The 21,791-nt window shown below is 54.1% G+C and carries 19 protein-coding genes; 9 read left to right on the forward strand and 10 right to left on the reverse strand.

From position 1 onward, the window contains the following. The first annotated feature begins 6 nt into the window (after window positions 1–6). The 4 genes from ftnA to FCL42_RS17180 all read left to right on the forward strand — a co-directional run bounded on the left by ftnA (window position 7) and on the right by FCL42_RS17180 (window position 4,956). The gene (gene ftnA, locus FCL42_RS17165; protein ID WP_136864662.1) at window positions 7–537 is read left to right on the forward strand and encodes a non-heme ferritin; all 531 of its coding nucleotides are present in this window, start codon (window positions 7–9) and stop codon (window positions 535–537) included. Between the two features lie 84 nt (window positions 538–621). Further along, window positions 622–2,076, forward strand: a complete 1,455-nt coding sequence (locus tag FCL42_RS17170; protein ID WP_169308433.1) for a DUF4145 domain-containing protein — start codon at window positions 622–624, stop codon at window positions 2,074–2,076. 103 nt (window positions 2,077–2,179) lie between these two features. Continuing rightward, window positions 2,180–3,505, forward strand: coding sequence for a M16 family metallopeptidase (locus FCL42_RS17175; protein WP_136864664.1), 1,326 nt, complete (start codon window positions 2,180–2,182; stop codon window positions 3,503–3,505). Next, the gene (locus tag FCL42_RS17180) at window positions 3,505–4,956 is read left to right on the forward strand and encodes a M16 family metallopeptidase (protein ID WP_136864665.1); all 1,452 of its coding nucleotides are present in this window, start codon (window positions 3,505–3,507) and stop codon (window positions 4,954–4,956) included. Before FCL42_RS17175 ends, FCL42_RS17180 begins: the two co-directional genes overlap by 1 nt. 63 nt (window positions 4,957–5,019) lie before the next feature. Here FCL42_RS17180 and FCL42_RS17185 read toward each other — a convergent pair whose 3' ends face one another. Next, window positions 5,020–6,030 (reverse strand): P1 family peptidase, encoded by a 1,011-nt coding sequence (locus FCL42_RS17185; protein ID WP_136864666.1) that lies wholly within the window; start codon window positions 6,028–6,030, stop codon window positions 5,020–5,022. A 173-nt stretch (window positions 6,031–6,203) separates the two neighbouring features. Here FCL42_RS17185 and FCL42_RS21850 point away from each other — a divergent pair, with 173 nt between their 5' ends. After that, a complete protein-coding gene (locus tag FCL42_RS21850; RefSeq protein WP_205729295.1) occupies window positions 6,204–6,605 on the forward strand; it encodes a TIR domain-containing protein in 402 nt (133 codons plus the stop codon). A gap of 47 nt (window positions 6,606–6,652) precedes the next feature. On the opposite strand, the gene fusA is transcribed toward FCL42_RS21850, so the two are convergent. Both fusA and FCL42_RS17200 read right to left on the reverse strand, forming a co-directional pair. After that, window positions 6,653–8,680, reverse strand: coding sequence for an elongation factor G (fusA, locus tag FCL42_RS17195; RefSeq protein ID WP_136864667.1), 2,028 nt, complete (start codon window positions 8,678–8,680; stop codon window positions 6,653–6,655). Between the two features lie 178 nt (window positions 8,681–8,858). Next, entirely contained in the window at window positions 8,859–9,755 is an 897-nt protein-coding gene (locus FCL42_RS17200) for a LysR family transcriptional regulator (protein ID WP_136864668.1), read from the reverse strand. 93 nt (window positions 9,756–9,848) lie between these two features. On the opposite strand from FCL42_RS17200, the gene yjjG reads away from it, so the two are divergent. Then, window positions 9,849–10,529 carry a pyrimidine 5'-nucleotidase gene (yjjG, locus tag FCL42_RS17205; RefSeq protein ID WP_136864669.1) on the forward strand — a complete coding sequence of 227 codons (681 nt, stop codon included), beginning with the start codon at window positions 9,849–9,851 and terminating at the stop codon, window positions 10,527–10,529. On the opposite strand, the gene FCL42_RS17210 is transcribed toward yjjG, so the two are convergent. The 3 genes from FCL42_RS17210 to FCL42_RS17220 form a co-directional block, all read right to left on the reverse strand. Continuing rightward, complete coding sequence (locus tag FCL42_RS17210) at window positions 10,526–10,990, reverse strand: tRNA (cytidine(34)-2'-O)-methyltransferase (protein ID WP_136864670.1); 465 nt, start codon at window positions 10,988–10,990, stop codon at window positions 10,526–10,528. The two genes, yjjG and FCL42_RS17210, sit on opposite strands and share 4 nt — an antisense overlap. Before the next feature lie 86 nt (window positions 10,991–11,076). After that, window positions 11,077–12,510, reverse strand: coding sequence for an ATP-binding protein (locus tag FCL42_RS17215; protein WP_136864671.1), 1,434 nt, complete (start codon window positions 12,508–12,510; stop codon window positions 11,077–11,079). Next, a complete protein-coding gene (locus FCL42_RS17220) occupies window positions 12,498–13,178 on the reverse strand; it encodes a response regulator (RefSeq protein ID WP_136864672.1) in 681 nt (226 codons plus the stop codon). The genes FCL42_RS17215 and FCL42_RS17220 overlap by 13 nt, the downstream gene beginning before the upstream one ends. A gap of 158 nt (window positions 13,179–13,336) precedes the next feature. Here FCL42_RS17220 and FCL42_RS17225 point away from each other — a divergent pair, with 158 nt between their 5' ends. Both FCL42_RS17225 and fieF read left to right on the forward strand, forming a co-directional pair. Further along, window positions 13,337–13,834: a Spy/CpxP family protein refolding chaperone gene (locus FCL42_RS17225; RefSeq protein WP_136864673.1), complete on the forward strand. Its 498-nt coding sequence runs from the start codon at window positions 13,337–13,339 to the stop codon at window positions 13,832–13,834. Window positions 13,835–13,977: 143 nt separating this feature from the next. After that, a complete protein-coding gene (gene fieF / locus FCL42_RS17230; protein WP_136864674.1) occupies window positions 13,978–14,877 on the forward strand; it encodes a cation efflux pump FieF in 900 nt (299 codons plus the stop codon). Here the strand turns inward: fieF and glnG are convergent. The 4 genes from glnG to glnA all read right to left on the reverse strand — a co-directional run bounded on the left by glnG (window position 14,858) and on the right by glnA (window position 19,508). Then, window positions 14,858–16,255, reverse strand: a complete 1,398-nt coding sequence (gene glnG, locus FCL42_RS17235; RefSeq protein ID WP_136864675.1) for a nitrogen regulation protein NR(I) — start codon at window positions 16,253–16,255, stop codon at window positions 14,858–14,860. The two genes, fieF and glnG, sit on opposite strands and share 20 nt — an antisense overlap. Next, window positions 16,252–17,292 carry a nitrogen regulation protein NR(II) gene (glnL, locus tag FCL42_RS17240; RefSeq protein ID WP_205729297.1) on the reverse strand — a complete coding sequence of 347 codons (1,041 nt, stop codon included), beginning with the start codon at window positions 17,290–17,292 and terminating at the stop codon, window positions 16,252–16,254. The genes glnG and glnL overlap by 4 nt, the downstream gene beginning before the upstream one ends. Window positions 17,293–17,486: 194 nt before the next feature. Further along, the gene (locus FCL42_RS17245) at window positions 17,487–17,975 is read right to left on the reverse strand and encodes a DUF4124 domain-containing protein (protein WP_136864677.1); all 489 of its coding nucleotides are present in this window, start codon (window positions 17,973–17,975) and stop codon (window positions 17,487–17,489) included. Window positions 17,976–18,098: 123 nt separating this feature from the next. Beyond that, window positions 18,099–19,508 carry a glutamate--ammonia ligase gene (gene glnA / locus FCL42_RS17250; RefSeq protein ID WP_136864678.1) on the reverse strand — a complete coding sequence of 470 codons (1,410 nt, stop codon included), beginning with the start codon at window positions 19,506–19,508 and terminating at the stop codon, window positions 18,099–18,101. Window positions 19,509–19,786: 278 nt separating this feature from the next. Here glnA and typA point away from each other — a divergent pair, with 278 nt between their 5' ends. Next, window positions 19,787–21,625 (forward strand): translational GTPase TypA, encoded by a 1,839-nt coding sequence (typA, locus tag FCL42_RS17255; protein WP_136864679.1) that lies wholly within the window; start codon window positions 19,787–19,789, stop codon window positions 21,623–21,625. Window positions 21,626–21,791: the final 166 nt, after the last annotated feature.

Genomic DNA, 21,791 nt, shown 5'->3' on the forward strand with positions numbered 1-21,791 from the left:
CCTCGCATGTTGTCTAGTGCCATGATCGATAAATTGAACGAGCAGATTAATCTGGAGTTCTTCTCTTCAAACCTCTACTTGCAGATGAGTGCATGGTGCGAAGACAAAGGCTTCGAAGGCGCCGCAGAGTTCTTGCGTGACCACGCCGATGAAGAGATGCAGCACATGCGTCGTCTGTTCACTTACGTAAGCGAAGCTGGCGGTCTGCCACTGATTGGCCAGATTGAAGCCCCGGCTCATGAATTTGCCTCTTTGAGCGACGTGTTCGCCGCGACCTATGAGCATGAGCAGCTAGTCACTCGTAAGATCAACGAGTTGGCGCACACCGCATTCTCAAATCAAGACTACTCCACCTTCAACTTCCTGCAGTGGTATGTGGCTGAGCAGCATGAAGAGGAGAAGCTGTTCAAGTCGGTTCTGGATAAGCTGGAACTGGTGGGCGACAGTGGTCAGGGCCTGTACATGATCGACAAAGAGCTGGCGAATCTGGCTCAGACCGAGGGCAGCAGCGTAATGAGTGCCGATCAAACCGCATAAGGTTTATTGGGGTCGCGTTCCGCGGCCCTTTTTGTTTTCCTGTCTATCGCTATTTCCCGCACCCTCATAAGGAGAGCCGCTACAGTGGCCATTGATGACATCGAATTGGTTCGCCGTTTGGACACGGAGTTGGTTGACGACTATCAATTGGCTCGAAACTACTGTCTGGATGTTCCCACTTTTGCTCTGGTTCACCTTCGCAGCGTTGCCCACAAACTGGTGGATCGACTTGCAGAAGCCGTTGAGATTACGTTCAAAAGCAAAAATCTCTATGACCGAATTGAGGTGCTGAATCGGGCTAAGGTGATCGATGTTCGGTTGGCGAGGCAGATCCACAAATTGCGCTCCGAAGGCAATAAGGGGGCGCATCCGGAAAAGTACCGATTGTCTCAGCAGCAGCTGGTGGAGTTGGCTCGAAAAGCGGTAGAGATTGCAGCAAAAATGGTGGCCGAGAGTTACCCCGTCATCACTCAGCAGGGGGCACCCCAGTGGCAGTTTGAACCGGTGGATCAGATTGCCGGTCGCGAGCTGTGCTATCGCGCCGTGATGGAAAACGATCATCAGGCTCAGTATCTGGTGGGGACGTCACTCAAGGCCAAAGGCTTGATGCAGCGGGAGCGAGAGCTGTCGTTTGCCATGGCGAATGACAATCGCGATTTCAATTTGGATGCTTCCGGTGAGCTACTAAAGCAGGCCAGTTACTGGTTTGAGCGTGCCTATGAGCATCACGATGAAGCCAAGTTTGAGCATGGCGTGGCGTTGATTCATGGCTATGGCGATACCATTGATCAGGCCCGTGGGGAAGCGTTCGTTCAGCAGGCGGCCGAAGCTGGCGTGGCGGGGGCGCAGGCGCTTTTGGGGTATTTCTATCTCTCCGGTGGCCACAGCATCGAGCAAAACCTCGCTTTGGCTGAGCACTATCTGTTGCTGGCAGCGGAGCAAGATCAAGCGGAGGCGATGGCCAATTTAGGGGTGCTCTATCACCAAGGGCAAAACGGTGACGTCGACGAACAGAAAGCGCGACACTTTACCGAACAGGCAGCCAATACCGGCTATCCGGTAGCTCAGTATCATTTGGCGTTGATGTTGATGCAGCAGGGGCAGCTGTCTCAGGCGGTTCAATGGCTGGAGCAGGCAGCTAAGCAGCGCTACCCCGATGCCATGGCGACGTTGGCGCGCATGCTGATTGATGGTGATGGAGTTGAAAAGCAGCCGCAGCGGGCGGCAGATTATTACCGGGAAGCGATCCGGTTAGGCGGTCAAGCGCAAACCATGTTTGAGTTAGCGCTGGCGATCTTTAATGAAGAGGTGCCACAGCCGGATCTGGTTGAGGGGGCGACCTTGCTGCAGGCGGCCTACCACTATGCTGGCGATGGCTCCGATCTTCACAGCGCCATCGAGCAGCTGTCTCCCCAGGTGGTGAATGCCATTGAAGGGCGGTGCCAACAACAACCTCAGGAGCTGCCGTTGTTGCAGCTGGTGTTGGCCAAATTTGATTCCCAAAAACTGCCGAAGCCGTTTCGCAGCGCCTTAGAGTAAAGGCTTTGTTACAAAGCCTTTACCTCAATGCTTGCCAGCGCTGACTAAGCTTGGCAAAGTGGCTGAGTTTAAACTCTTTAAATTCAGTCACAAGGAGCGGTTCGTGAAACGATTTGTCGCGCCAATCATCGCGCTGACCATGGCTTTTTCTGCCAATGCTCAGGCAGCAGAGCCATCGGAAGTTCAGAGCTTCACGTTGGAAAATGGCATGAAGATCTTAGTGTTGGAAGATCATGCCATCCCCAATGCCAATATGTATCTTTTCTGGAAAGTGGGCTCTCGTAATGAGGTGCCGGGCATCACCGGTTTGTCTCACTTCTTTGAACACATGATGTTCAATGGCTCCAAGAACTACGGTCCGAAGATGTTTGACCGCACCATGGAAGCCGCCGGTGGCGCTAACAACGCCTACACCACCGAAAACCTCACTGTGTACACCGATTGGTTCCCTGCGGAAGCCATCGAAACAATCTTTAAGCTGGAAGCGGACCGCATCGCTCATCTGAACATCGACCCGAAAGTGGTGGAGAGTGAGCGCAATGTGGTGGCTTCTGAGCGCACCACTGGCTTGGAAAACTCCAACTGGCGTGCCCTGCAAGGGCCACTGAAATCCGTGGCGTTTGAAGCGCACCCCTATAACTGGCCGGTGATCGGCTATGAGTCCGACATCTACGCTTGGACCTTGGAAGATCTGAAGCAGTACCACAAAACCTACTACGCGCCGAACAACGCCGTGGTGGTGATTGCCGGTGCCGTCGACTTTGAACAGGTGAAAGCGATGTCGGAGCACTACTTCGGTAGCATTCCTGCCCAAGAGCCACCGGCGGAAGTGCGCACCAAAGAGCCAGAGCAGACCGGTGAGCGCCGCGTTTACGTTCGCAAAGAGTCGGTAACCAGCCCGAACTTGCTGTTGGCTTATCACGTTCCTCAGACCAACCACGAGGACAGCTACGCACTTGACGTGCTGATGTCGCTGTTGATTGATGGTAACAGCTCTCGCCTGAATCAAGCGCTGGTGGATGAGCAGCAGATCGCTTTGGCCGTGGATGGCTACGTGCCTCAGAGCTTTGATCCCAACCTGTTCTACATCTACGCGGTAGCCAAACCTGGCGTGGCTGCAGACAAGCTGGAAACGGCTCTGATTGCCGAGATCAACAAGGTCGCCAAAGAGGGCGTTAGTGCCAAAGAGCTGGAGAAAGTGAAAAACAGCAAGCTGATGGGCTTCTATGACACCATGGAAACCATCAATGGCCGTGCCAACACCTTGGGTAGCTACGAAGTGTTCTATGGCGACTACCGCGAGATGTACAGCGCGCCGGAAGCTTACGCTAAGGTGACTCCAGAAGACGTGCAGCGGGTCGCTAAAACCTACTTGAAGAAATCCAATCGCACCGTGGGCGTGCTGGCTGCTGAAGAGGATAAAGATTAATGAAAGCCTTAATGATCCCAGTGGCCTCCGCCCTGCTAGCGGCATGCAGCCAAACCACCACCTCCGTTGAAGCGCCAGCGGCAGCGCCTAAGGTGAATGCGCCGACCTTTGCTAAGGTCAGCTCCTCCCCATTCCAGCTGCCCGAGTATGAGACGGTTAGGTTAAGCAACGGCTTGACCCTGATGTTGATGGAGAAGCGCAATGTGCCGATCATCACCGCCGACGTCACCATTCGAGCTGGTGCCGTGAATGACAGCACCCCAGGTTTGTCAGCCATGACTGCTGAAGGCTTGTTGCTGGGTACCAAGTACCGCACTAAGCAGCAACTGGAGCAGCTGGTGGATGGTCTAGGCGCCAGCTTGAACTCAGGGGCAGGTAAAGAGGGCAGCGAACTGAGCATGCGCTTTATGAGCAAAGACGCCGATGTAATGTTACCGCTGCTGTCAGAGCTGCTGCGCTACCCAAGCTTCCCTGAAAACGAGGTGAGTAAGGCCAAGTCCAAGTATGCGGCGCAACTGGCTCAGCAAAAAGAGAGCCCTAAGCAGGTGATCAGCTACTACTTTGATAGCCTGTTCTATGGTGAGCATCCCTATGCGAATCCAACCGTGGGCGACGTGTCGTCAGTGGAAGGCATGGATCTGTATGACCTGAAGATTTTCCACGGCAGCTGGTATCAACCGCAAAATATGGCCATCTCCATAGTTGGCGATTTTAATGCCACCGAGATGAAGCAGCGCCTCACTGGACTGTTCGAAGAGTGGAAGGGCGCCAACACGCCGATGGCGGCCAAATTGGACCAAGCCATTGCGAAACCAAATGGCCCTCAGGTGTTGTTGGTGGATAAGCCTGATGCCATTGAAACCACCTTTATCATTGGTGGCCCAGGCATCTCTCGGGACGACCCCGATTACGTTTCTCTTCAGGTAATCAACACCATCCTTGGTGGCCGTTTTACCTCATGGCTGAATGATGAGCTGCGAGTGAATGCCGGTCTGACTTACGGCGCGCGCTCGGCCTTCCGTGCTTACTCCAATGCGGGCAGCTTCCAGATCAGCACCTTTACGGCGACAGAAAACACCAAAGCGGCCGTGGATCTGGCACTGCAAACCTACAGCCGTTTGTGGGAGCAGGGGCTGGATCAAGCCACGCTGGATTCCGCCAAAGCCTATGTGAAAGGTCAGTACCCGCCGAAGTTTGAAACTTCCGATCAACTGGCGAACCTGTTGGGTCAGATGTACCTGTACGGATTTGGTCCTGAGTTCATCAACACCTTCCAGACTCAGGTAGACGAGCTGACGCTGGAGAAGGCACAGGCGCTGATCGCCAAGGCATTTCCACAGCAAAATCTGCAGTTTGTGATGATTGGCAAGGCCGATGAGATCAAACCGTTGGCGGAGCAGTATGGCAGCGTGACTCAGGTTGCCATTACAGGAGAAGGGTTTAAGTTTTAACTCTCGACTCTGATGAAAAAAGGCGCCAATAGGCGCCTTTTTTTATTGCTTGGGGTAACGGATTTAATCCGTCAGATCACTTGCGGCGGGCAAGCCTCCGGCTGCTTGGGCGTGCTGTACGGCGCGGTAGATCGCCTGCTCTACCACTTCGGCGGCAATGACTCCGACGGAGTTGATGTTGCTCACTTCAATCTCTCCGGTACCAGCGGCAAACAGCGTGTCACCGTCGTACATGGAGTGGACTGGACGGATGGCGCGCGCGTAGCCATCGTGCCCCATCTGTGCCAGCTTTAACGCTTGAGACTTGGTGAGTTTGGCGTTGGTGACGATGGCGCCAATGGTGGTGTTGCGGCCCGCGAAACCTTCGGCGTTGGCTCCGGCCATGATCAGATCGGTGCCAGAGATAAAGGTTTTGCCATCTTCACTGCGAGTGCCAGCGATGGTTTGTTTGCCATCCACCACGTCGCCCCAGGCATTTACTGCCACCACGGCTCCGACGACGAGGCCATTATCTAGGGTAACGCTGTAGCGGCCGATGCCGCTTTTGGTGGCTCGAGACATGCCGGCAATTTTACCGACACTGGCGCCGGTGCCAGCACCGACGTTGCCCTCTTGCATCGCATCACGATTGGCTCCTTTGGCGGCGGCGTAGCCCATGGCCAGATCGGGGCGGGCCTTGGCATCCCCAAGACCCAGATCGAACAGCACCGCACCGGTGACGATAGGCACGTAGGCCACACCGGTATCAAAGCCAATTTTCTGCTCTTCTAGGTACTTAACCACGCCGCTCATGCTGTCGAGGCCGAAGGCGCTGCCGCCGGACAGCACGATGGCGTGCACTTTATCCACTAGGTTTTCCGGTTTAAGCAGGTCGGTTTCCCGAGTACCTGGAGCGGCTCCACGCACGTCAACGCCGGCGGTGGCTCCTTTATCGAAGCGCAAAACGGTGACACCAGTTAAGCCGTTAACATCGGAAGCTTGGCCGATGGCGAGGCCTTGAATATCGAACAGGGAAGAGGCGTTGGTAGAAGTCGCAACGGCAAGAGTGAGCAGAGCGCTGGCCCAAAGTTTCATAGGGGTGGTTCCGATAGTGAATTTGATATCAGCTAGTATATCAAGGCGATCAGTGAGTTGGTCTATTTACCCTGTTTGGAGGTTCTGATTCTGGTGAGGATCACGATGTGAAGATAGGGCTTTCGATACAATTGGCGTTTGGCTTGATTGACTAAACCGGATGGGAGACTTAGGTGCAGGCGTACATTGGAATCAAGTTTCATGAAGACAACCGCAATCAAGGTGAGATTGAGCAGTTGTCCAAGATTTTGGCGTCACAGGGGCTGAGCAGCTACGTGGTTGCCCGAGATCTCGAACAGTGGGGCCAGTGTCATTTCTCCCCCGAAGAGATGATGCAGCTTACCTTTGAAGCCATCGACGCCAGTGCCCTCGTGGTGCTGGAGATGACCGAGAAGGGGGTAGGGTTGGGCATCGAAGCGGGTTATGCGGTGGCCAAACAGATTCCACTTCTGGTGGTGTGCAGGCAGCCAGAGTTGCTGTCGACCACCATGAAAGGGGTTGCGAATCAGGTTGTTGATTGGCCGCAACTGGAGGGGCTGGATATTAAGGCCTTCGTTGCAGCTCACCAGAAGTAATCATCGATGAGTTAAAGGGCGCCAAATTGGCGCCCTGATTGTTTTTGCTAGTGCGTTAGCTCCTGTTGCACATTGGGCGGTGCCACTTCATAACGGTTGAAGGTCATGGAGTAGTGACCTTCGCCGCCAGTCATCGCCTTCAAACGGGTTGCGTAGTCATCGAGCGCGGCCAATGGGGCTTCTACGTTGATGTCCACGTGACTGTTGTCCAGCGCATCGGTTCCACACACCATGGCGCGATGAGCACTGAGATCCCCAGTGATGTCACCCATTTTGTCCTGAGGCACGATGACGTGCATGTCCACCAATGGCTCCAGGATAACCGGAGACGCTTGGCTAACCGCTTCAAGGAAGGCTTTTTTACCTGCTGCCACAAAGGCGATCTCTTTGGAGTCCACCGCATGGTGTTTGCCATCGAGTACGATCACCTTGATGTCTTGCAGTGGGAATCCCGCAAGGAAGCCTTGGCTCATCGCCTCTTTTACACCTTTTTCAATCGCAGGGATAAACTGGCTTGGAATGGCGCCGCCAACCACCTGACTTTCAAACTGGAAACCCTCACCACGACCTAATGGCTCAATCCGCAGTTGGACTTCACCAAATTGGCCGGCACCACCGGTCTGCTTCTTATGACGGTGATGACCTTCCGCTGACGCGGTAATGGTTTCCCGATAAGCCACGGTGGGTTTGGCAGTATCCATGTCGACGTTAAACACCTGATTGGCTTTCTCCAGTGCGATCTGCACGTGAAGGTCACCCAACCCTTGGAGTACGGTCTCGTTTTGGGTCTCCTGATGTTCAATGTGCAGGCTTGGATCTTCGGCTACCAACTTGTGCAGCACTTCGGCGATCTTCTGCTCATCGCCACGCTTCTTGGCTTTCACTGCCAAGCCAAAGATGGGCTGTGGCATCTCCAGTCGTGGCATGTGGTAGAGGTCTTCATCGTGGCTATCGTGCAAGATGGCATCGACGTCGAGGCCGTCGACCTTAGCCAGACCCAGAATGTCACCGGGGACGGCGCGGTCTAACTCCAGCTGCTCTTTGCCCTGCAGTTTAAACAGGTGGTTGACCTTAACTGGCTTACGACCATCGCCAATCAGCAGACGCATGCCCGCTTCCATGGTGCCTTGGTGTAGGCGAACCACGCCCATCTTGCCCACAAAGGGATCGATGCCGACCCGGAATACATGGGCGAGAACATGATCTTCATGTTTTTGGCTGATGGTGACAGGCTGTTCTTCGTCGCCAAATCCTTTGAGGAACTGGGGCGGTGTGCCCTCGAGAGGGCTCGGTAGCACGTCGGTAATCACCCGCAGTAGGTTGACCAAGCCGGTTTCTGTTTCGGCACTGGCAAAGCAGATGGGCACCAGATGCCCTTGGCGAAGTGCAGACTCCAACGGCGCGTGCAGTTGTTCCGGAGACAGGGATTCACCTTGCTCGAGATAGAGCTCCATCAAGGCTTCGTCTTCCTCAAGAACCGTATCCACCAGCTCATCATGGATGCTGGTGACGTCGCTGAAGAGCGTGGTTTGATCGGTTTCGGGCTCGAAGTAGCAATCCACCACGACTTGGCCGTCTGGGGTGGGTAAATTTAAGGGTAAGCAGGCGTTGCCGAAGCGCGTTTGGATCTCATCCACTAGGGCTTCGAGCTTATCGAGATGGCCGTCAATGTGGTTGATGACGATGATCACCGCCTTGCCTTGGTGTCTCGCCTGCTCAAACGCACGCTGGGTAACCGCTTCGATGCCACGATCCCCATGAACCACCAACAGCACTGATTCGACCGCAGGCAGTGGCAGCATGGCGCGACCAAAGAAATCGGAGAGTCCGGGAGTGTCGATGAGGTTGATGTGGTGATTGTTGTGATCGAAGGAGAGAAACGAGGGTTCAAGACTGTGGTGGTGGGCACGCTCTTGTGCGGTGAAGTCCGCGTGGTTGGTGCCCTTTTCGACCCTGCCTTTGTCACCGATGGCATGAGCTCGATAGAGGAGGGCCTCAATCAAGGTGGATTTTCCGCTTCCTGTATGGCCCATGAGGGCCATGTTCCTTATCTGCTCGGTGTGGTATCTAGGCATGCTAGCCTCCTTAAATTCTTAAGAAACGATCCGGCAGTCCTTTTCGAGTATAGGGAGCAAGTTACGAACAATTATTGACCAAGGTCATACTTTTTGTGGATGAAAAAGGATCGGAATAACCCCCTTGTTGTGCCCCCTAGTTTGGGAAAAACCACTTTATTGGCACGATTGAAAAGGATTATCGCGCCCATGGTGGCGTTTCGCCAAATTGTTGCTGGAGAAACTGGATAAAGGCGCGGGTTTTGGCGGGCTGGCCGTTGCGATGTGGGGTCAGTGCGTACACCTTGTGTTTGGGCAGCGGGTAGTCCGTTAGCAGTGGCACCAACTGCCCCTGTTTTAGGGACTCAGCGACGATAAAGGTGGGCATTTGAGCGATGCCGCAATCAGCCAGCAGAGCATCTAACAACGCATCGGAGCAGTTCACTCGATAACGGCCCTGAGGCTTCACTCGGTGGTCTCCCAATTGCCAATGGGAGCCACCACGAAAATAGCTGTACTCTAAGCAGTTGTGATCTGAGAGCTGTTCTGGGCGAGTCGGCGTTCCCGCGTGCTTGAGATAGTTAGGACTGGCACAGAGCACCGATTCGCAGGGCGCTAGCGGGGTGGCGACTTGAGGCGAATCTGGCAGGTGGCCGATGCGAATGGCCAGATCGACCCCCTCTTGCACCAGATCCACCATACGGTCATCTAAACCAAGGTCGATGGTGACCTTGGGATAGCGTTTTAAAAATTCAGGAATCAGTGGGCTGATGTGGCGACGTCCGAATACTGCCGGCACGCTAAGCGTCAATCGGCCTTGTGGGTGCGTTAGCCCTTGCTGCAGTTTGGCTTGGCTCTGCTGCATCAACGTCCAGGCTTGCTGCGCGTCGTGATAATAGTCCTGTCCAGCTTGAGTCAGGCTGAGGCTGCGAGTGGTTCGTTGCAGCAGTTGGGTACCGAGCGCATGCTCCAGTGCGGCGATGCGTTTGCTGACTGCCGATGGCGTCATCTCCAGATGCGAGGCGGCACTGGAGAAGCTGCCTTGCTCAATCACAGCAATGAAAATCGGTAAATGGGCGAAGGGATCTGAGCGCATTATCTGTTCCATTTCGGATAAGGTGTTATTCCTGTTTGTGGATTATAACGTCAATGGTGTTTGTGTAGAGTGGCGACAAAATAAATAAGAGGTATGCCTGTGCAATACGATTGGATAGTTTTTGATGCCGATGACACCCTGTTTCATTTTGATGACCTGGCTGGCTTGCAACGGGTCTTTTCCCAATGTGGCCAATCATTCAGTGAGCAAGACTACCGCCGTTATAAGGAGGTCAACCAACCCTTGTGGGTGGCTTACCAAAACGGCGAGCTCAGTGCCGACGCGCTTAAGCGGATTCGATTCGAGCCGTGGGAGGCAAGCCTAGGGCTGTCGGCGGCAGAGATAAACTCGGCGTTCTTGCAGGCGATGGTAACGGTATGTCAGCCGTTGACTGGGGCTCGAGAGCTCTTGTCTGCGCTGCAGGGGCGCGCTCAATTGGGCATCATTACCAATGGCTTCTCTGATCTTCAGCAGGCCAGGTTGCAACACAATGGCTTTGATTCGCTGTTTTCGATGTTGGTGATCTCAGAGTTGGTCGGGGTGGCTAAGCCCGACCCGAAGATCTTCGATCATGCCAAAGCGTTGATGGCGCATCCAGATGACAAGCGAGTGCTGATGGTCGGCGATAATCCCCACACCGACATTCTCGGCGGTCAGCGAGCGGGTTTTGATACCTGCTGGCTTAATCATCATGGCCAATCTTGCCCACAAGGGGTTGCGCCCAGCTTAATGGTCAGCAACTTGGCTGAGCTGCAAGGTGTGTTATTGGTTTAGCTGGCTCCGCCAAAATCTTGCTGACGCCAGGCTTCGTAGCTGACGATGGCCACGGTATTGGACAGGTTTAGGCTGCGGCTGTTGCCTTGCATTGGCACGCGGATGCGCTGGGATTCCGGAATGGCGTTGCGCACCGCCTCAGGTAAACCTCGGGTTTCTGGGCCAAATAGCAAAACATCGCCCGGTTGGTACTCTGGCTCTACGTGAGGGCGGCTGCCTTTGGTGGTCAGGGCAAAGATGCGACGGTCCGCCATAGCCTCAAGAAACGCGTCGTAGTTGGGGTAACGAGTTACCCGCGCCAGATCGCCGTAATCTAAGCCAGCACGGCGTAGCTTTTTCTCTTCCAGATCGAAACCTAAAGGCTCAATTAGATGCAGTCGGCAGCCATTATTGGCGCACAGGCGGATGATGTTACCGGTGTTGGGGGCGATTTCCGGTTCGTACAGGGCGATCTCAAACATGGGGCATCTCAACTAACAAAGTGCGCAGAGTGTGGCACAACCTTAATGCCTTGCTCAAGAGGCCCTCGAGTGAGGGCCCGACACGGTTAGGAGAGCGGGAGAGTTAGGGTGACATTGAGGCCACCTAATTGGCTGCGGCTGGCTTCGACGTGACCTCGATGAGCGCTGGCTGCAGCTTGCACGATGGCAAGGCCTAGCCCCCACCCTCCAGACTGACGATCCCGAGCTTCGGAGATGCGCTTGAAGGGTTTGAAGATCTGCTGCAGCTCGCTTTCGGGCACCCCTTCGCCGTCGTCGTCGACCTGAATCAACAACTGCTGTTGATGGCGATATACCTTGAGCTGAATCCGTTGATCACTGTAACGGATGGCATTTCGCAGCAGGTTTTCCACCGCACGACTCAGCAGGGTTGCGTTGCCCACCAGCTTTAATTGCGGCTGGATGTCACTGAACAGCTGTTTCTGCTGCTGCTCCGCTTCAAATTGAGCCCCTTCAATCACCGTTTGCAGGCATTCATCCAGCTGCATGGGTTGCTGCTGCTCTTGGGCTTGAGTGCTAAGACGCGAAAGCTGCAACAGTTCGTGGATCATCTTCTCCATCTGATCCGCTTGCTGCTCGAGTCGATCCAGTTCTTGGCTCTGCTGGCCTTTGCGGCGAGCCAAGGCCAAAGACAGCTGGATACGCGTCAGCGGCGTGCGCAGTTCATGGGAGATGTCCGACAGCAGTCGCTGCTGATCTTTAATCAGGTGGCTAACCGAATCGGCCATGGTGTCGAAGGTCTTTGCTAATTGTCCCACTTCGTCGGTGCGCTTGGTGACTTTGGGATCAACGCGAGCGTCCAGGTTGCCTTGAGCCAGCTCATCGGCGGTCTGCCTAAGTTGATTCAGTGGGCGACCAAAATGCCAAGCCACGAAGCCAAAGATGCAACCTGAAACCAGAGCGGTTAGGCCGAGAAACCATAGGGGGTTTTCGACCAAAAAGGCGATCCAGCCACGTCGATGGGGTTGGCGCACTTCCATCAGCAGCAGGTAAGGTTTGCCTGCCAGTGTGAGTGGTTCGGGCCCAAAGATACTGCCTTCGCGGGTGCGTACTGACATCGGTTTGCTGAAATCATCAACTTTAAACAGGAATTTACGCACAGAGTGGGGCTGGCGGTCATGACGTTTACCCATCAGTTGACCATCGGGCGTGAGCAAATAGAGACGGAATCGGTCATCAAAATCCCGTGGCAATGGCACCTGCTCTCTGTCACGTGGATCTCGTTGATGCTCGTGCTTTCTCAGTTCTTTGCGCAGGCGATTGGCAAAGCGATTGACGTCCACCACCGGCAGTTGTTCCAGCCGCATTGCCGTGCGGCTTAGCATCTGCAGTTGCGGTTTGTTGATGCGCTCTACGTCGTCCATCTGCTGTAATTTCGGCAGCAGAATTAAGCCACCGGCGATCACCGAGGAGGTGATCCAGAATGCCAGCAGCAGCTTGATAAACAGTCGGTTAGGCAGGGCTTGCGTCAATCGAGCCATATGTAGCCTTTGCCACGCACGGTTTTCACTCGCGGACGACCATCTTCCCGTTCTGGCAGCTTTTTACGCAGGTTGGACAGGTGCATGTCGAGGCTGCGATCAAAGGGCATCAGCTTTTTGCCCAATACGGTTTCGCTGAGAAGCTCTTTCGAGATGATCTGCCCTTGCTGTTGCAGCAGTGCGTGCAGCAGAGCGAATTCGGTGGAGGTCAGCTCGATGTTGTTTTCTTGATACCACAGCTCCTGTCGGCCGGGAATTAACGTCAGATCGCCAGCGGTTAGCCCCTCTGAGGATGGGACGGTTTTATCGCCGGTGCGTCGCAAAATCGCTTTGATGCGAGCGACTAATTCTCGGTCGTTAAACGGCTTTGGCAGGTAGTCATCGGCTCCAATTTCCAGGCCAACCACACGGTCGATGTCGTCACCACGGGCGGTGAGCATCAGCACCGGCATCTCGCTGTGCTGGCGTAGAGATTTCAAAATATCGAAGCCGTTCATGCTGGGCAGCATGACGTCTAATAGGACGATGTCGAAGTCATTCTTCAGTGCGGTATCCAGACCCTGCTTACCGTCTTGGCAATAATGCAGGTCAAACCCTTCGAGCTGAAGTAGCTCTTGCAGTAATTCACAAAGATCTTGGTCATCTTCGATCAGCAAAATTTTGGACATGCCTCTCTCCTCGATAATTCGGCCTTTAGAATACCCCCTATCTTTGGGAGCGGCGGGTCTACTTTACACAGTTTTACGTGGTGCTGCGGTTGCCTAACATTGACGGCGCTACACTGGGCTCAACTTAGTAAGGCACTCACTTAACCAAGGAGCCGAATATGAAATTCACTAAAACTCTTGCTGCAGGCGTTACCGTTGTTGCGTTATCTCTGACCGCTGTGGGTGTCGCCAATGCCCAAAAAGATCGCAATGGATATCATGACTTTGAGCGCGGTTGTGACTCAATGATGATGCACCATAAAGGTGGCAAGAGCCATAAAGGTTTACGCCATATGTTCAGAGGTTTGGATTTGACCGATGAGCAGAAGCAGCAGATGAAAACCATCATTTCTGAAGCGCGAAACGATCGTCCTGAGCCGAATCTAGAACTGGCTCAAGATCAGATGATGAAGCGTCAGCAGTTGATGCAATCTGACACCTTTAATGAGGCCAGCGCCAAAGCGATCATCGAAGCTCGCCAACAGAAACAGGCTGAGCGCATGCTGAAGCAGATGAAAGTTCAGCACCAGCTGTATCAGATTCTTACTCCAGAGCAGCAAGCGGAGCTGGAGCAGCGTCAAGCGGAGAAGCTTGAGCGCATGATGAGCCGCTTCTAAACCCTGATTGCATCTGTTTTTCCCAACCTTTGCTTTCTCCACTAAGCGCTTCTCAAGAAGCGCTTTTTGTTTTGATGCGGGTTCGGCAGTGAGGTTAACTAGCTGATATAATTCCAGCTATATCTTTGTTTTGGAACTTGGCTATGACTGCCACAGACACTTCCCAGTATCATTTTTGGATACGTTGGGCCACTCGAGCTTCGGTGGCGACGGCGGTAATTCTGATCATCGCTAAGTTGATCGCTTGGTTCTATTCCGGTTCAGCCAGCATGTTGGCGTCGGTGACCGACTCTTTAATGGATGCGGCGGCATCGGTGATCACCCTGTTGGCGATGCGTTTTGCGATTCAACCGGCAGATGAAAATCATCCCTATGGCCATGGTAAAGCGGAGCCGTTGGCGACCTTGGCTCAAGCAGCATTTATCTTGGGTTCCAGTTTCTTGCTGATTTTCCATGGTGTCGATCGCATCTTAAAGCCGGCGGCCTTGAGCCACAGTGGTTTGGGCATTGGCGTATCGATCTTTGCCATCGTGCTGACCTTGGCGTTATTGATGATTCAACGCAAGGCGGTTCAGGTAACGGGGTCGACCGCCATTGCCGCAGACTCTCTACACTATCGTTCCGATCTGATGCTCAACTTCGCGGTGTTGTTGGCGTTGGGGTTAGCCGATAACGGCGCTTGGTGGGCCGACGGCGTATTCTCGGTGTTGATAGCCCTGTACATCGGCTATGGTGCCATCGGCTTGGGCTATGAAGCGGTGCAGATGCTGCTGGACCGCGAGGCGGAACCGGAAGTACGGAAGCAGGTGCTGGCACTGCTGAATCAGGATGAGCGCATTTTAGATTGTCATGATCTTCGCACTCGCCGCTCTGGCCAAAACCTGTTTGTGCAGGTGCACATCGAGCTGGAGTCCGATATCTCTTTGCGTCTGGCCCATGACATTGCGGACGCCGCCGAGAAACGCATTTTGGATGCCTTTTCTCAATGCGACGTCATCATTCACCAAGACCCGCAAGAGGTGGTTACAGGCTCAGCTCCTTAAGTTTGCGCGTCAGCGTATTTCGACCCCATCCTAATAGCTTGGCGGCCTCCTGTTTGTGGCCGCCACTGTGTTTTAAAGCCACCTCTAGCAATACCCGTTCAAATTCTGGCTGGGCTTCTGATAACAGCTCCGACTGCCCTTGAGACAGCGCACTGTCGGCCCAACTGGCCAACTGCTGTTGCCAACTTTGTGCTCCGGCACTGGGGCTAGTTTGGGTATCGGTTTCGGTAAATTCTTGGGGCAGATCTTCCGGCAATACCTCTTGCCCAGACGCCATCACGGTTAACCAGCGGCAGCAGTTTTCCAGCTGGCGAACGTTACCGGGCCAAGGTAGAGCCGTCATCTTGGCCAGTGCATCTGGGTGCAGCCGTTTGGTTTCCACCCCCAACTCTTTGGCGGCCATCGACAGGAAATGACGACTCAAGGCAGGAATATCATCACTGCGATCTTTAAGGGCGGGCAGGTGAATGCGGATGACGTTGAGTCGATGGAACAGATCTTCCCGGAACTCCCCAGCCTTGACGCGACCCTCTAGGTTTTGGTGTGTGGCGGCGATGATGCGTACGTCCACCTTGATCGGTTGATGCCCGCCCACGCGATAAAACTGGCCATCGGCCAGTACGCGCAGCAGCCGAGTCTGCACATCCAATGGCATGTCGCCGATCTCATCCAAAAACAGGGTGCCGCCGTCGGCCTGTTCGAAGCGGCCTTGTCGTATGCCCCCGGCGCCGGTAAAGGCGCCTTTTTCGTGGCCGAACAGCTCCGATTCGATGAGGTCCTTTGGTATCGCCGCCATGTTGAGGGCGATGAAGGTGTTCTTCGCTCGAGGGCTGTGTTTGTGCAGGGCGCCGGCCACCAATTCCTTACCGGTTCCCGATTCGCCATTAATGAGCACGCTGATGGTGGAGCGAGACAAACGACCGATGGCGCGAAATACCTCCTGCATCGCCGGCGCTTCGCCGATGATCTCTGGAACTGGCACCGGCTTTTCGGTGGTTTTCTTCGTTTGAGTGGCAGATTGCTCTAGGGCGCGGCGCACCAAGGTGATGGCTTCATCGATGTCGAACGGCTTGGGCAGATACTCAAAAGCGCCCGCCTGATAAGCACCAACGGCACTGTCCAGATCCGAATGGGCGGTCATGATGATCACCGGCAGCTGCGGGTAATGCTGATTGATCCGCTCTAGCAGGGTTAGGCCATCGGTACCCGGCATACGGATGTCACTGATGATCGCCTGAGGCTGGTACTCTTCCAATGCTTGCCATAGGGATTCGGCGCTGGCGAAACTGGCGCAGCTGATCTGCTCTCGCTGCAGTGCCCGTTCCAGTACCCAGCGGATGGAGCTGTCGTCGTCGAGTATCCATACACGTTCGTTCATTGTTGCTCCTTAGACAGTGGCAGAGTCAGAGTGAAGGCGGTTTGGCCTGGCCAACTATCCACGCTGATTTTGCCTTGATGTTGCGACACGGCGTTTTGGGCGATGGAGAGTCCAAGGCCGCTGCCGCTGTCTTTGCCCGTTACCATGGGGTAGAACAGGGTGTCTTTGAGTGTGTCGTCAATGCCTGGGCCATCGTCGATGATGCTGACCTCAATGGCCATGCGATGGCGCTGTCCGGCGATGGTGACCTGACTTCGAGTGCGGGTCTTAAGCGTAATGTGGCCGCAGCCATTTAGAGCCTGAGCGGCGTTGCGAACAATGTTGAGGACCGCCTGTTGCAGTAGGTCTCTGTCCATCTCGAAATCAGGAATGGAAGGGTCGTAATCGCGGACAAACTTCAGATCGCTACTGAACTCCAGCACCGCCAATTGACTGACTTGCTCCAACACCTTGTGAATATTGCCAAGTGCCCGCTCCCCCGGTTTTTGCGGCCCCAACAGTTTGTCGACCAGACTTCGCAAGCGATCCGCCTGCTCAATGATGATGCCGGTAAATTCTTTGAGTTCAGGGTCTGGCAGTTCTCGCTCCAGCAACTGGGCGGCGCCCCGTAATCCCCCTAATGGATTTTTGATCTCATGGGCCAAGCCTCGAACCAGTAACTGTGACGCGTGGTGTTGGGCGTACTGATGCAGTTCTTGAGAGATACGTTGCTGTTGGTCGATAACCCGAATCTCCAGTACGCCTTCTCCGGGACCGAGGGGCGTTAGAAACAGGTCCACCGTATGGTGATTGCCATCTAGGGTAACCAGATTTAGGGCATAGAAAGCGCAGCCTTGGTGTTGACTGAGGCTGTGTTGCAGCTGAGTCAACTCGACGCCGATCTCCACAAAGCAGTCGTTGAGGCTGATCTCTTTTAAGCGACGATTACTGAGGCCAAACAGCGGTTCGCAGGACTGGTTAGCGTATTTCACCATCAGACGCTCATCCACCACGATGACGGCGGCGTTGAGGTGATTGAGCAATAAACTGGGATCCAGAGGGGGCATCGGTGGCATTTCTCCCAAAACTTTTCCCTACTTTAGCACTGCACCATTATGGTGCAAATAGCGGTTTTCACTTTGCACCAAAAAGAGGAAACTCAGCCAGCAGCCCTGAAAAAAGCCGCTATTTTCCGTATGGCTTGAGTCCATGCTGGATGTTGCAATTTGCTTGCCAGTTTCTGATAGGGCGCTTATCTGGTTTTGGGAAATTGGCTGGAGGGGCGGTGAAGATAAAGGGTTTGCTCTTGGGAGAGAGACAGAGGTCGCTGTTGTTGGTCGATAACTCGGAGTTGCAGTTGGTGAGCACCGCGATCGACGTTATCTAGGGTGAGGCCGGTACCGCTAATATCCTGTGGTTGGCCATCGAACAGCAGTTGCAGCGTATGGCCCTTTTTGAGCTTAGGCGTCACCGAGGTTTGAATTCGCACTCGGCCTTGGGCATTGCGTATGGTGGCCTCAGATTCGGGGGCGAGGATCTGCAATTGATAGCTGCTAATCGGGGCTTGAGCTTGGTTTGGCGCGGGCGATGATTTTGGAAATTGCAGCTGATTGGCGTCGGCCAAAGTCAGTGTCTGGCTGAGAGGCTGGGGCTGATCGCTAAAGTGGCGCACTCCCTGTTCATCGAGCCAAGTATGAACCTGAGGCGCATTCGCGAGGGTGAGGAACATCAGCAGCCACATAAAGCCTATCCGTTTGCCAGAATACCCAAAGTGTAGTTGCAAAAAAGCCCGTCAAAGACGGGCTCAAATGGCTGTGTTGTTATTATTGGTCCGGTTTTAGGTTTTTATAGGTACCGGTTTTTTTTAGCAGCTGTAATACATGTCGAACTCAACTGGGTGAGTGGTCATGTTCAGACGCTCAACTTCTGCACGCTTCAGTTCGATGTAGGAGTTGATGTAGTCGTCAGAGAACACACCGCCCGCAGTCAGGAACTCACGGTCTGCATCCAGACAATCCAGAGCTTGCTCGAAAGAGGAAGCTACGGTTGGGATCTCAGCCGCTTCTTCTGCTGGCAGGTCGTACAAGTCTTTATCCATGGCTTCGCCTGGGTGGATCTTGTTCTTAATGCCGTCCAGACCCGCCATCAGCATGGAAGCGAAGGCCAGATATGGGTTAGCGGTTGGATCAGGGAAGCGAACTTCAATGCGGCGTGCTTTCGGGCTTGGAACCACTGGGATACGAATAGACGCAGAGCGGTTACGAGCAGAGTAAGCCAACATGACCGGCGCTTCGAAGCCAGGTACCAGACGCTTGTAGGAGTTGGTGGAAGCGTTAGCAAAAGCGTTGATGGCACGAGCGTGCTTGATGATACCGCCGATGTAGTACAGGGCAGTTTCAGACAGACCGCCATACTTGTCGCCAGCAAACAGGTTAACGCCATCTTTGCTCAGTGACTGGTGGCAGTGCATACCGGAACCGTTATCCCCAACCACTGGCTTAGGCATGAAGGTTGCAGTCTTGCCGTAGGCGTGAGCCACGTTGTGAACTACGTATTTGTAGATCTGAATTTCGTCCGCTTTTTCAACGATGCTGTTGAACAGTGTTGCGATCTCGTTCTGACCCGCGGTAGCCACTTCGTGGTGGTGTGCTTCAACGGTCAGACCCATCTCTTCCATCACCAGACACATAGCGCTACGCAGATCCTGAGAGCTGTCCACTGGCGCTACTGGGAAGTAACCGCCTTTCACACCTGGACGGTGGCCCATGTTGCCGCCTTCGAAGTGCTTGTCTGAGTTCCAGCTCGCCTCTTCGGCGTCGATCTGGTACATGGAGCCGCTCATGTCGGTCTTAAACTTCACGTCGTCAAACAGGAAGAACTCTGGCTCAGGACCGAAGAACACTTCGTCAGCAAAGCCGGCGCTGCGCATGTAGGCTTCGGCGCGCTTAGCGATAGAGCGAGGGTCACGGTCGTAGCCCTGCATGGTGGTTGGCTCGATGATGTCGCAACGTACATTCAGGGTGGACTCTTCGGTGAATGGGTCCAGAACTGCGGTTGAAGGATCCGGCATCAATACCATGTCGGATTCGTTAATGCCCTTCCAGCCAGCGATGGAGGAGCCATCGAACATCTTGCCTTCTTCGAAGAAGTCACCGTTGATTTGGTGGCTTGGTAGGGAGACGTGTTGCTCCTTACCTTTAGTATCGGTGAAGCGCAGGTCGACAAACTTCACTTCGTTTTCTTTAATTAGTTCCAATACGTGTTCGACAGACATCCTATGTACCTCCAAATGGCAAGAGCGCCCTAAATTTGATGCCACGACTAATGCCAAAGTTGTGCCAAAAATTTAAAGCATTGATTTCAATGGTTTTTGGTTGAAATTTGAGGGGCGGCGTCGAGCCAATTGCACCATATTGGTGCGAAGAGTGTGCAATTTTGGTGCAATGCACCGTGGCGGAGACAACAACTTCCATGGCTTCTGCTCGCTGGTGAAAAAAAGCACTGTCCTGATGCTTGCTGACAGAGTAGAATAGCCGCCCTTTTGATGCAACTATGGAGCCAGGCAGAACCGTGCTGGACAAACTAAGAAATATTGCGATTATTGCGCACGTTGACCACGGCAAGACCACCCTTGTGGACAAGCTGCTGCAGCAGTCCGGAACTTTAGAGACCCGTACTGATTTCGACGAACGCGTAATGGACTCCAACGATCTGGAGAAAGAGCGCGGTATTACCATTCTGGCTAAGAACACTGCCATCAAATGGAATGACTACCGCATTAACATCGTAGACACCCCTGGACACGCCGACTTCGGTGGTGAGGTTGAGCGTGTGATGTCTATGGTAGACAGCGTATTGCTGCTGGTTGACGCCCAAGAAGGCCCGATGCCACAGACTCGCTTCGTAACCCAGAAAGCCTTTGCTCAGGGTCTGAAGCCGATCGTTGTGATCAACAAAATCGACAAGCCAGGTGCTCGCCCTGACTGGGTAATGGACCAGGTGTTTGACCTGTTCGACAACCTGGGTGCGACCGACGAACAGCTGGACTTCCAAGTGGTTTACGCTTCCGCCCTGAACGGTTGGGCGTCTCACGATGCTGAAACCGAAGGCGAAGACATGACCGCCATCTTCGAAACCATCGTTGATGCCGTGTCTCCACCAGCCGGCGACCCTGATGGCGCGTTCCAGATGCAGGTTTCTCAGCTGGACTACAACTCTTACGTTGGTGTTATCGGTGTTGGCCGTGTAACTCGCGGTAAAGTGAAGGTTGGCCAGCAGGTTACCATCAACTGCGCTAACGGCAACGTACGTAACGGTAAAGTGGGCCAGGTGCTGGGTTACCTAGGTCTGGATCGTCACGAAGTTCAGGAAGCTCAGGCGGGCGACATCATCGCCATCTCTGGTCTTGGCGAACTGAAGATCTCTGACACCATCTGCTGCCCAACTGAAGTGGAGGCCCTGCCTGCACTGACCGTTGACGAGCCAACCGTAACCATGACCTTCCAGGTGAACACCTCGCCATTCTCTGGCCAAGAAGGTAAGTACGTTACTTCACGTAACATCCTTGAGCGTCTGGAGCAGGAACTGGTTCACAACGTGGCACTGCGTGTTGAGCAGACCGACGATCCAGATAAGTTCCGTGTTTCTGGCCGTGGTGAACTGCACCTGGGCGTTCTTATCGAGAACATGCGTCGTGAAGGTTACGAGATGGCCGTATCTCGTCCAGAAGTTATTCTGCGTACCGTAGATGGCGTACTGGAAGAACCGTACGAAACCGTAACCGTTGACGTTGAAGAAGAGCACCAAGGCGGTGTAATGGAGAAGCTGGGTCTGCGTAAGGCTGAGCTGACCGACATGGCACCTGATGGTAAAGGCCGTATCCGTATGGACTTCATCATGCCATCTCGTGGCCTGATCGGTTTCCAGACTGAGTTCATGACTCTGACCTCCGGTACTGGTCTTATCTACCACACCTTCTTCAAGTACGGTCCTCACAAAGGTGGCGAGATCGGCCAGCGTATCAACGGCGTATTGATCGCCAACGCGACCGGTAAAGCCCTGACCAACGCCCTGTTTAACCTGCAGGAGCGTGGCCGCCTGATGATCGGTCACGGTGTTGAGGTATACGAAGGCATGATCATCGGTATTCACAGCCGTGATAACGACCTGACCGTTAACGCCCTGAAAGGTAAGCAGCTGACCAACGTACGTGCCTCTGGTACTGACGATGCGCAGGTACTGACTCCGCCAATCAAGATGACTTTGGAGCAAGCTCTGGAATTCATCGATAACGATGAGCTGGTTGAAGTAACCCCGCAAAGCATCCGTATCCGTAAGAAGCTGCTGACTGAATCTGATCGTAAGCGCGCTTCTCGCGAATCGAAGAAGTAAGACATTGTCTTAATTCGTAAGCCGCATTTACGCGAATGAATGAGCCGCCCCGAGAGATTGGGGCGGCTTTTTTAATGCCTGAATTACCCGATTCCATCACCTAAAACGGACGTCTGTTGCGGCTCTGAGTCATCCATCGTCGCAGCAGTGAAAACCTCCACATTCC

Origin of the sequence: Ferrimonas aestuarii (assembly GCF_005116665.1) — a bacterium.
Taxonomy (GTDB): Bacteria; Pseudomonadota; Gammaproteobacteria; order Enterobacterales; family Shewanellaceae; genus Ferrimonas; species Ferrimonas aestuarii.